At 54.8% G+C, this 10,365-nt stretch carries 9 protein-coding genes and 1 pseudogene; all 10 read right to left on the bottom strand.

The window, feature by feature from the left end; all coding sequences use genetic code 11:
* On the bottom strand, positions 1-208 hold a 208-nt coding region (locus BOW53_RS12950), incomplete at its 3' end, for a tetratricopeptide repeat protein (protein ID WP_216641105.1).
* A gap of 35 nt (positions 209-243) precedes the next feature.
* Positions 244-1,167, bottom strand: a pseudogene (locus BOW53_RS13415) (CheR family methyltransferase).
* 194 nt (positions 1,168-1,361) lie between these two features.
* Positions 1,362-2,177, bottom strand: a complete 816-nt coding sequence (locus tag BOW53_RS11380) for an HAD-IIA family hydrolase (protein ID WP_078488105.1) — start codon at positions 2,175-2,177, stop codon at positions 1,362-1,364.
* Positions 2,178-2,280: 103 nt separating this feature from the next.
* The gene (locus BOW53_RS11375; RefSeq protein ID WP_078488104.1) at positions 2,281-2,679 is read right to left on the bottom strand and encodes a hypothetical protein; all 399 of its coding nucleotides are present in this window, start codon (positions 2,677-2,679) and stop codon (positions 2,281-2,283) included.
* A 223-nt stretch (positions 2,680-2,902) separates the two neighbouring features.
* Complete coding sequence (gene ntrC / locus BOW53_RS11370; protein WP_078488103.1) at positions 2,903-4,324, bottom strand: nitrogen regulation protein NR(I); 1,422 nt, start codon at positions 4,322-4,324, stop codon at positions 2,903-2,905.
* A complete protein-coding gene (gene glnL / locus BOW53_RS11365) occupies positions 4,311-5,405 on the bottom strand; it encodes a nitrogen regulation protein NR(II) (protein WP_078488102.1) in 1,095 nt (364 codons plus the stop codon). The genes ntrC and glnL overlap by 14 nt, the downstream gene beginning before the upstream one ends.
* A gap of 172 nt (positions 5,406-5,577) precedes the next feature.
* On the bottom strand, positions 5,578-6,444 hold the full coding sequence (locus tag BOW53_RS11360) for a DUF4124 domain-containing protein (protein ID WP_172838884.1): 867 nt from the start codon (positions 6,442-6,444) through the stop codon (positions 5,578-5,580).
* Between the two features lie 367 nt (positions 6,445-6,811).
* Positions 6,812-8,218, bottom strand: a complete 1,407-nt coding sequence (gene glnA / locus BOW53_RS11355; RefSeq protein WP_078488100.1) for a glutamate--ammonia ligase — start codon at positions 8,216-8,218, stop codon at positions 6,812-6,814.
* 352 nt (positions 8,219-8,570) lie between these two features.
* Positions 8,571-9,731: a cation diffusion facilitator family transporter gene (locus BOW53_RS11350; RefSeq protein ID WP_078488099.1), complete on the bottom strand. Its 1,161-nt coding sequence runs from the start codon at positions 9,729-9,731 to the stop codon at positions 8,571-8,573.
* Positions 9,732-10,177: 446 nt separating this feature from the next.
* Positions 10,178-10,365 (bottom strand): hypothetical protein (locus BOW53_RS12850; RefSeq protein ID WP_172838883.1); only part of this gene is annotated, 188 nt, incomplete at its 5' end.

Below are 10,365 nucleotides of genomic sequence, written 5' to 3'. Positions count from 1 at the left end.
TTGTTAACTTTACGCGTGACCCACTAGCCTCGTTGTATCGCCCCAGGTTAGCCAATGCCCGACTTAATAAATGTTGAGCATCGAAATAGTCGGCATCATTTTTATTTATTACCTGAAGCAGGCTGATTGCTTCGGAATAACTTCTGTTCTGGAACAACCTGTCAGCCTTTTCGAATATCGATACTTCTGTTTCAGGCTTTTCCGTCACAGTTTTGCTTCTGGGCTGTGCTATGACGTCTTTGCTTAGGCCCGGTTTTTTGTGTACACAGGCTGAGTGATTGCAGGTCGGGTTACAGGTTTTCTTATCTCCGGTTCAGAGGTACGTTGATGTACAAACGAACCGGGGAGCCCTTTTATTTGCAGCCCCTCAACCGTTTGTCCCTGCAACTCATTATGCCCGGTCAACAGGTAGCCGTCTTTTCTGAGGGTCCCGGCAAACTCGGGCAACAACACGCCGGTGGTTTTACGTGAAAAATAGATGAAGACATTCCTGCAGATGATCAGGTCCATATCGTGCAGCATGCTTCCTCGATCCGGGAAATCGTCTGCCACAATGTTGTGATGAGCAAAAGAGACCATCTCCTTTATATCGTTTACGATATGCTAGGACCGGTGCTTGCGCCTGAAGTAACGCTGCTTCAGCAATGGATCTGTATTTCGAAAGGACCAGTCACCAAATATTCCGGATTCAGCCTTTTCCAATGCCCGGTGGTTGATGTTGGTTCCAAGCAGGAGAAGGAGCCAATCCTCTGGGGTTTGAAGGATCTGAGAAAGCAGAATGGCAATGGAATAAAGCTCTTCCCCGGTTGAGCATCCGGCGCTCCAGATACGCAGTTCGCGACGCAACCTGTTTCGGTCAATCAATTGCGGCAGGAGATGATCTTTAAGCAGGTCCGTCTGGCCCCTGTCGCGAAAAAAATAGGTTTCACCGATTATGAGTTGATGGAGCAACTCCAACCATTCCCTGTTATCGGGACGGATACCTTGCAGTAGCCGATCATAATCAGCTATGGAATCAAGACCATTTTTTCCAATGCGATCTTTGATAATGAGACAGAGCCATTGCCTCTCTCTGCTGGCTATCACAATGCCGCTTCTGGCAGTGATAAGCCCGGCAATGGAATCAAAAGCCGGGTTGCTTTCATCGCATATCAGGGATCTGTCCATCACAGCATGGCGCGCCTAAAACCGAAAACGACAAATAACTTTTGCCCCATACATCAGACTAGACAGGATTACGAACGCCAACAAGGTCGAGTTCATGGGCTTGATGATCTTTTAAGTGCCCATGTCGGGAATGGCGAGGTAAACAGCTTACCGGTTTCAGACAGGCCGCTTATTCAACCCAGTGCTGCCAGTGTTTAGCTGAACCAGCCAGGAAATGAACGCTCAAACGCTTGCACCAGGTCACCAAGACTGGATACATCCCAGTCCGGCCTGGGCAGGGCTGCCGGCCAGTCTTCTCCAGGAGCAAAGCGACCGGTACGTACCAGGGCTGTTTGCATCCCGAGTGCCGCCGCTCCAGCAATGTCGGTATCGGGCCGATCACCGATCATCAGGCACTCTTCTGCTGTAACGCCGAGTCGGCTCATGGCCATCTCGTAAAGCAAGGGCTGGGGCTTACCGATGGTTATTGGCTGTACCCCGGTGGACACGATGAAAGGGGCAACCAGCGCTCCACCACCGGGTAACACGCTATGGGAGCCGTTATGCGTAGCATCCACATTGTTGTCGGGATTGGTGGAAACCAGTTTCGCCCCTTTTTTGAGTACAAGGTTGATGCCGCAGGTCAGGCTGTCGAAGTCCAGCCCCGGTCCTTCCCCGACCACCACGAAATCCGCATCTTCAGCATCGGGGCGACCGGTCTCCGACAGGGCCTGGTGCAAACCCTCAGCCCCTACGGCAAAAAAAAGAAATCCGGATTTTTTGGATGCCAGGTAGTGTGCCGTGGCTTCCGCGGATGTGAGTACTTGCTCCAGGGCAGGCCGGCGAAAACCGATCTGCTCCAGTTTATCCGCCACCTGCTCCGGGATCTTGATGGGATTGTTGGTCAGAAAGAGATGGGGGCGGTTTTCCACTGATCTCATGAAGTCGATCGCACCATCAATGGCACTGTCGCCGTGATAGAGCACGCCATCCATATCCAGAATCAGGGCTGAGGGGGGTGTTATGGCCATCTCTCTTCGGGTAACCGGTGCGCCTAGTCAGACGGTAATAATATGACAGCGCCCGGGATTCGTTTGGAGTGATAGGGTTCTATTGATACGCGTAGCGGCGATATCACTCCGGGCGGATATGCTCGATGTAGTGAGGCCTGTCCTCCATCACCAACTTGACCGCTTCTGCCTGGACAACCAGTTTTTTGTCACTGTCCCTGAATCGCAGATCGCAGTGCGCTCGACCCCTGCTCTCAAGTTGGACCGGGATCATATCGCGGTAGGTGTAGATATTCTCTCCCACGTCGCCGCCGTCACAGATTCCGGGCATATCGGGAAGATCGCCCTCCACTTCAGCGCCTTCGAAGATCAACTCGCCGGCCTGCCACCAGCGGGTGCGCTCCACGGAACCGGTCATGGTCTTGATGATAATGGCCCGGGAAAAACGCAATACCACGGTGTCCTGCTCTATCTTGATGCTCTCAACCTCGGAACCGGGCAGATCGATACTGCTACTGTCCATCCAGAAACTCCCATAGAATGAAATATTGAGTAAGGATTATACTGGCCCATATCGGGGCGGCATCCCGGAATCTCAAGCGAGGATCCGTGAAACCCAGCGAGCAGGGACCGACTGAAGCGCCAACACTCGGGAGCGTTAAACCATGTTGATAGAACTGTTCGTGCTGGTGGGATTGGTAGGAATCGTCATATTGGTAATGCAGCCCTGGAAGTGGCAGTAAGCGCTAACTACTCACCTCATCTTCCGCTTTTTCCAATCCCAGTTCCTTTATCTTTCTCGTCAGGGTATTTCGTCCCCAGCCCAGAAGCTTTGCCGCATCCTGCCGGCGCCCACCCGTATGCTCCAGGGCGACATCGATCATGATGCTCTCAAACGTGGGGGTTGCCTCGTCCAGGATCGCACTCTGGCCCTGCTGGATACGATGTCGGGCCCAGCTTCTCAGGAGAGCCTTCCAATCGCTGTCTCCCGTTTCCCGCGCCTCGGTTTCCCGCAGTTCCGGAGGCAGATCCTCCAGGTGAATCTGCTGACTTGAGGCCATCACCGTCAGCCAGCGTGCCGTGTTCTCCAACTGCCGGACATTGCCCGGCCACTCAAGCTGCTCCAGCTCCGCCAGGGTCTCCGGCAGCAGCGTCTTTGCCTCCACGTCCAGCTCCGTGGCGGCCTTCTGGAGAAAATAGCGCATCAAAAGGCCGATATCCTCCCGGCGTTCCCGAAGGGACGGTATGTGTATCCGGATGACATTCAGCCGGTGAAAGAGGTCTTCGCGAAACCAGCCCTCTTTCACCAGTTCCTCCAGGTTTTGATGGGTAGCAGCTATGATGCGCACATCCACCTTGACCGGCTCGTGGCCGCCAACACGGTAGAACTCACCGTCGGCCAGCACCCGCAACAAGCGGGTCTGGAGTTCCGCTGGCATATCGCCGATCTCATCCAGGAACAGCGTCCCGCCATCAGCCTGTTCGAATCGGCCGACACGGCGGTTCTGGGCACCGGTAAAGGCGCCCCGCTCGTGTCCGAAAAGTTCCGACTCCATCAGATCCTTTGGTATTGCCGCCATGTTCAAGGGGATGAAAGGCTGGTCTGCCCGTGGACTGTGCTTGTGTAATGCATGGGCCACCAGCTCTTTACCTGTCCCCGACTCGCCGTTGATGAGCACGGTGATCTTGGAGCGGGCCAATCGGCCGATGGCACGGAACACCTCCTGCATGGCAGGTGCTTCACCGATAATCTCGAGGCTTCCGGCCTCTGTTTCACCTCGACCCGTTCCCGTACCCGCTCTGTTTCGGCAGGCACGGCTGACCTGCTCTACCGCCTCCCCCAAGTCAAAGGGTTTGGGCAGATATTCGAACGCGCCACCGTGAAAAGCCGCAACGGCGCTGTCCAGGTCAGAGTGTGCTGTCATGATGATGACGAGCAATTCAGGGTAGGTCTCCTGGATTTTGGTCAAGAGTGAGAGCCCATCCATGCCCGGCATCCGGACATCCGAGATCACCACATCCGGCTGCTCCTTTGCCAGGGACTCCAGAACACCCTCGGCGCTGGAGAAGCAGGTGACCTCCATACCCGCCTTCTGCAAGGCTTTTTCTAGGACCCATCGTATGGAGCGGTCATCATCGATGACCCAGACACTGTTACTTCTTGGCATTTGGATTCTCCACCGGTAACAGCACATTGAACACCGTGCATCCCGGTTCACTGCGGCACTCGATGAGACCTCCGTGTTGATTGATAAGCGACTGGGCAATAGACAGGCCCAACCCCATCCCGCCTTCACTGGCGGTCACCATTGGATAGAAAAGTTTTTCCCTGATCTTGCCGGGTATCCCCGGTCCGTTGTCCTCTACACTGATCTCGGCAACCAGGCGGTGGCGGATATTGCCGATAGTGAACTGGCGCAGAATGCGGGTGCGCAGGGTGATATTGCCATCGCCCTGCTCGCCAACAGCCCTGGCGGCGTTGCGTACAATGTTCAGAAGCGCCTGGATGATACGGTCGTTGTCGAGGTAGAGATCTGGAATGCTGGGATCGTAATCCCGCTCAACCAGGATCTGATCCCCGAACTCTGCAATAACCAGGCTTCGCACCCGCTCCAGGACAGTATGTATATTGACCTCGGCATGACGGGGCAGCTTATTGGGCCCCAGCATCTGATCCACCAGTGTCTGCAGGCGATCCGCCTCGTCGATGATGACCTGGGTGTATTCGCTCAGCGAGGGGGCTTCCAACTCACCCTCGAGGAGCTGAGCCGCACCGCGCAATCCCCCCAGGGGATTCTTGATCTCATGGGCCAGTCCACGAATCAGATCGCGGGCAGCCTGGTGCTGGGACAACAGATGCTCTTCCCGGCTGATTCGCAGCTGCCTGTCGATCTGCTGGAGCTCCACCAGAACGCCCCCTTTACCTTCCCTTTCATAAAGGGGTATCACTGTGCAGTCGACGGTAGCGCTGCGCCTGTCAGACAGGGGGATGCTGAGCTCCCTTTCGGTAAAAGGGCGTCCCAGTTCCACCGCCCTGTTGAGATTGCTCTCCACCAGGTCTCCAGGACAGTGGAGCAGCTGACCTGCATCCAGGCCCACCATATGGCGATTGCTCACGGCAAACAGCATTTCAGCCGCGGGGTTCATGTACTGCAGCCTGAAATCATTGTCGAAGAGCAGTACTGCGCTATTCAGATTGTCGAGAATGCGCTGGCTGATGGCATTGAGTGGTGTGGCGTCTTTAATCATTGAGCTAGGAAATGCAAAAACCGAACCAGTTCCCTTAAATAAGGCATAGTCCCCCAAAACTGCGCAGTTACTGGGTTTCGGTAACAGAGAAACAGGGGTGTGAGATCAAAAGCGAGCTCCTCTATGCACCATTATAGTGCGTGAATACCTCTTCACTCCGGATCAGTTGATGTCAGTTGGTTTTGTAACCAGAGGTTGGCGGTGTATAGGCCGGACTGATTTTTTGTTTGGGCACCGGCTGGTACCCCGGATTTACGCTGTTGGGTGGCGGCTTTGGCGCTCCACGGTATTCCGGTTGCTCCTGGCCCTCGGGCAACTCAACAGGGCCTTTATACCCAGGTTGTTCCTGTTTCTTGGGCAACTCGGCAGGGCCTTCATACCCCGGCTGTTCCTGCCCTTTGGGCAATGGATCATCCCCTTTGTACTCATCCCTGTCTTCTCCCTTTTGCACAGGGGTTTGGGGCTCATAATGAGAAGCGTCTTCTTTTTGGTCCTTCTCTGTAAATTCCGATTCCAGCGGCTCCAGCTCACCTTCCAGCTCGGACTCTTTTTGCAGATAGAATCGTACATAGTTGGACCGGATGCGTTCCTTGCTCTCCTTGTCCACGACCAAAGCGGAGAGGGTGTGCCCGCCACGCTCGACGTTCTGTAATACGAGCTGCGTTGTGGTCAAGGCGGATGAGATCTCCTTGCCGTCGAGATAGACCCTGAACTTGTGGCCCTGCTGTAGTTCAGGCAACAGTTCCAGGGTCACGTTAACCTTCCCTTCGTTTGACCGAATCACCTGTTCATTTTTTGGGCTTGTGATAGCCAGCTTGCTATAACCACTAAAGACAGCTTCCGGCTCGACTCCCGGAACTTTGCCGTTGCCTGGAAGCCTGGGCTGGTAGATGGTGGGCTCAGGTAGTTCGATCTCTTCAGATCCTTTCTGGGGCACGTCTGAATAATGAACACTACCGTCTGGCCCCACCCACTTGTAGACAGCAGAGTAGAGTGAAAAAGGTAACAGCAAAAGAAGTAACAGGGCCGCTTTTTTCATATAGCTGAGCATAGTCCAGCCATGTGATCGCCACAAGCAATACCCGACTTGATAGCCTTGTTTGCCGATGAACGTAGCACCTTCGACCGAGCGGCAAATAGAGCCTGTTTCAGGTTCAGTGTTTTATTGTACTGCCGTAATCGGGCCGAGGGCGGCCCTCCCACATAAATAGCTGAGGTTGGTAGGCAATTGCTAACCCATCCCTATTGTGGGAGCCGCGACCACGCGGCGAGAGGGGCCTGTTTCAGATTCGGTGCTTGATTTCACTGCTGCTATCGGGCTGGGGCGGCTTTCCCACAGAAACAGAACCGCAGGGTAAAAAAAGCGCCCCTAAGGGCGCTTTTATCAGCATGTATTCAGCCGTGACTTACAGGCTGTAGTACATGTCGAATTCCACCGGATGGGTGGTCATACGCATGCGGGTGACCTCTTCCATCTTCAGATCGATGAAGCCATCGATCAGGTCGTCGGTGAAGACGCCGCCGGCGGTGAGGAACTCACGGTCTGCATCCAGCGCTTCCAGGGCCTGGTCCAGGCTGTGGCACACGGTGGGGATGCTGGCCGCTTCTTCAGCAGGCAGGTCGTAGAGATCCTTGTCCATGGCTTCGCCTGGGTGGATCTTGTTCAGGATACCGTCGACACCGGCCATCATCATGGCGGAGAAGGCGAGGTAGGGGTTGGCGGTGGGATCGGGGAAACGTACCTCGACGCGACGACCCTTGGGGTTGGTCACGTAGGGGATACGGATGGAAGCGGAACGGTTACGGGCGGAGTAGGCCAGCATAACAGGCGCTTCGAAGCCGGGCACCAGACGCTTGTAGGAGTTGGTGGAGCTGTTGGTGAAAGCGTTCAGGGCACGGGCGTGCTTGATGATACCGCCGATGTAGTAGAGCGCGGTTTCGGACAGGCCGCCGTACTGGTTGCCAGCGAAGATGTTCTCGCCGTCTTTGGCCAGGGACTGGTGAACGTGCATGCCGGAACCGTTGTCACCAACGATGGGTTTGGGCATGAAGGTTGCGGTCTTGCCGTAGGCGTGAGCGACATTCCAGGTCACATACTTCTGGATCTGAACCCAGTCGGCACGCTCTACCAGGGTGCTGAACTTGGTGCCGATCTCACACTGGCCGGCGGTGGCAACCTCGTGATGGTGCACTTCTGCAGGTACACCCATCTCTTCCATGGCCAGGCACATGGCGCCACGGATGTCGTGCAGGGAGTCAACCGGAGGAACGGGGAAGTAGCCGCCCTTGACGGTGGGACGGTGACCGATGTTGCCGTCTTCGTAGACGCGCTCAGAGTTCCAATCGGCCTCTTCGGAGTCGATCTTCACCATGCAGCCGCTCATGTCGGCGCTCCAGCGAACGTCGTCCAGAACGAAGAACTCGGGCTCGGGGCCGAAGAAAGCGGTGTCGGCGATACCGGTGGACTGCAGGTAGGCCTCGGCGCGCTTGGCGACGGAGCGGGGATCACGCTCGTAACCTTCCATGGTGGAGGGCTCGAGAATGTCGCAGGTGACATTCAGGGTCACTTCGTCGGAGAAGGGATCCAGAACAGCGGTGTTGGGATCGGGCATCAGGATCATGTCGGACTCATTGATACCCTTCCAGCCTGCGATGGAGGAGCCATCGAACATCTTGCCTTCAGTGAAGTCGTCTTCGCTGATCATTGTGGAAGGTACGGAAACGTGCTGTTCCTTACCGCGGGTATCGGTGAAGCGAAAGTCGACAAACTTCACTTCGTTGTCTTTGATCATCTTCAGGACTTTAGAGGCCATGATGTTCTCCAGCTCAATGTATTTGTTTGGCTACCGTCGGCAGCATTTCAAAATCGAAAAAAATGCACCAGTTTGCACAGGTGTCGAGAAAAAACTCTGCACTGCCTATAGCAGAAACCATGCCACAGGCAGAAAACCTGCTCCCCAAGGGTGAATCGTTAATTCTCCCCTTTATTAAGGGATAATTCGAGTATTTATAAAATACATGGAATATCAATAGGTTAATGTCCAGGAAAAATTAATGCTTCAGGCTCATGGATACCTGTAGCCAGGGACTTATGACCGAGGGGAGCAACCTCTCAAAAAACTATGCGCGCAATATTGGTGCGCTTTTATTGCATGGAGCACTGTATTAGTGCGTTCTGCCAAAAAAAACCTTGATGGTCCCGAATTCCGGCTTTCTCCCCAGGGCCGACTGCAAGGCTTCCTGTAGCGCCTTTGCCTGTTGCGGGTCCTGATAATCGGCATAGTCGAAATAGACATCCACGTCCACCTTGCCATCCAGGTAGTGAAGGATAGTCCGCTGGCGCCGGCCGGCCTGTTCGATATCGGCCCAACAGCTATCTAAATCCTCCTCGGCACGGTTTCTCAGCGGCAGGCCTTTGCTCGGGGCGGCCACCTCGTCGTCCTCTGGATCGATGTGCACGGTGACATCCACCACCTCTTCAATCTCCTCCATCAGCCGCTCCATCACCATCTGGCTGATCATGTGCCCCTCGGAAACGCTGAGCCAGGGATCCACCAGCACGTGAACATCAACCGAGGCCTGTCCACCCATCTTGCGGGTACGCAACATGTGAATCTCCTGGACACCGCCCACGTCGAAAATGGTTTTGCGTATGAGTGCAACACGCTCCTCTTCAAGCCCTGCATCCACCAGTTCCTGGAATGCAGGCCAGCCGATCTCCCAACCGACGTGGGCAATCATCAGGCCGACGCCGATGGCGGCAATGGCATCGAGGTAGGGCAGACCGGCCAACGTACCGCCAACGCCTACCACCACCACCACGGAGGAGACTGAATCCGAACGGTGGTGCCAGGCATTGGCACGCAGCATCTCCGAGTTGATGCGCTTGGCGACATGCATCGTGTAATGGTAGAGCAGCTCCTTTACCGCCACCGAAAGAATGGCGACATAGATCGCCAGGGTCGTTGGCTGCAGAAGCTCATCCGGTTCGAACAGCCTGTGCGCCGCATCCCAGCCGATGCCCACCGCGACCAGCAGTAGAATAATACCGAGTCCCATGGTGGCCGCCGTTTCGAATCGACCGTGGCCGTAGGGGTGATCGGAATCGGGGGCCTGGTGCGCGTGCTTGGCGGCGAAGTAGACCAGGGCATCGGAGAGCAGATCGGAAAGTGAGTGGATGCCATCGGCTATCAATGCATGGGACTGGGCAATAAAGCCAAACAATGTTTTGCCAATGGCCAGCAGAAAGTTTAGCGCGGCACCGATAACGGTGACCTTTTGGGTAGCCTGCAGCCGCTCCTGGCTGCTCTCGTCAATTTCCAGCATAGGCTCTACTTCTGCTCCACTTTGATGACCGCAATACACTCGTCATCTTTGATCCGGGTTTCCAACACTTTTGACCATTGATCCTGCACCAGGCGGGTATATCGTTCAAGACTTACGGGGCAGAATAGCCCCCTCGAGAATGGTTCCTGGCTCCAGCTCGGTGCCTGATGAATTTAGTGGAAAGGGGATTATACGATGCTGACACATCTCGTAGTGATAAAACATTGGAGCCATGCCTCACGACGGTTTCAAAAGATATCCGGTTAACGATGTCAGATCCAGCCATTGATTGGCAGATTTGACCATACAAAGCCGCTCGGCACGATATTCATATATATGTGTATTTTCGTGCTCTCCCCGGATGCAACCAAGATGACCAATGCCAGGGGGCCTCGGACACCTGGTAAGGTTTTTGTTATTTACCTAAATATCATGGCCCTGTTGTTTCAGAACTCTTCGAAAAGGCGTTTTACGTCATTGCGTGAAGGGGCATAACTGTGTGGTGTGGACAGTATAATGTCGATCCGGTCCTGCAAGGGCCTGTTCACGTTAATCACCGTGTCTGAGATGAGTGAAGCCAGGATAAAGAAGGTGAACATCACATCCAGTTTTTCGAATCTTGAAAAGATCCGCC

The sequence above is a fragment of the Solemya velesiana gill symbiont genome (assembly GCF_002020805.1).
Taxonomy (GTDB): domain Bacteria; phylum Pseudomonadota; class Gammaproteobacteria; order Chromatiales; family Chromatiaceae; genus Sedimenticola_A.
Note: the sequence above shows the minus strand (reverse complement) of the source record. Positions and strands in the feature narration are given on the sequence as shown.

Excerpts from the sequence above, each read along its gene's own strand:
- BOW53_RS11380 (WP_078488105.1), bottom strand. The coding sequence starts at position 2,177 with ATGGCCATAACACCCCCCTCAGCCCTGATTCTGGATATGGATGGCGTG.
- ntrC (WP_078488103.1), bottom strand. The coding sequence starts at position 4,324 with ATGCCAAGAAGTAACAGTGTCTGGGTCATCGATGATGACCGCTCCATA.
- glnL (WP_078488102.1), bottom strand. The coding sequence starts at position 5,405 with ATGATTAAAGACGCCACACCACTCAATGCCATCAGCCAGCGCATTCTC.
- BOW53_RS11360 (WP_172838884.1), bottom strand. The coding sequence starts at position 6,444 with ATGAAAAAAGCGGCCCTGTTACTTCTTTTGCTGTTACCTTTTTCACTC.
- BOW53_RS11375 (WP_078488104.1), bottom strand. The coding sequence starts at position 2,679 with ATGGACAGTAGCAGTATCGATCTGCCCGGTTCCGAGGTTGAGAGCATC.
- BOW53_RS11350 (WP_078488099.1), bottom strand. The coding sequence starts at position 9,731 with ATGCTGGAAATTGACGAGAGCAGCCAGGAGCGGCTGCAGGCTACCCAA.
- glnA (WP_078488100.1), bottom strand. The coding sequence starts at position 8,218 with ATGGCCTCTAAAGTCCTGAAGATGATCAAAGACAACGAAGTGAAGTTT.